Source organism: Roseibium sp. RKSG952 (assembly GCF_009711355.1).
Genome location: NZ_SMMF01000215.1, coordinates 1 through 379, shown reverse-complemented (window position 1 = coordinate 379; position 379 = coordinate 1). Strand labels below are relative to the sequence as shown.

The 379-nt window shown below is 68.1% G+C and carries 1 protein-coding gene; it reads left to right on the top strand.

The window, feature by feature from the left end; translation table 11 throughout:
* Positions 1 to 379, top strand: a 379-nt coding sequence (locus E1297_RS00530) for a condensation domain-containing protein (protein WP_155132608.1), incomplete at both ends; no start/stop codon positions are given.

The following is a 379-nucleotide window of genomic DNA, read 5'->3' as shown; positions in this document are numbered from 1 at the left end:
GGAACTGTCAGCGTTATATTTGGAGGCTTGCGGTGGTCTGGCGGCGGATTTGCCGGGTCTTGCGGTCCAGTATGCCGACTATGCGCTGTGGCAGCGGCAGGTTTTGTCGCCTGGGCGGCTTGCGGCGGAGACGGGCTGGTGGCGGGCGGAACTGGCAGGGGTGCCCGGGGCGATCAGCCTGCCGTTTGACCGGGCGCGGCCGGAGGCGATGGATTATGCCGGTGGAGCGGTGCCGGTCAGGGTGGGTAGCGAGGTGGCGGTCGGGCTGAATGCCTTGGCGCGCGCGCAGGGCGCGACCCTGTTCATGGTTCTGGAAACGGCTTTTTCGGTGTTGCTGTCGCGCCTTGGGGCGGGCCGGGATGTGGTTGTCGGCACGCCG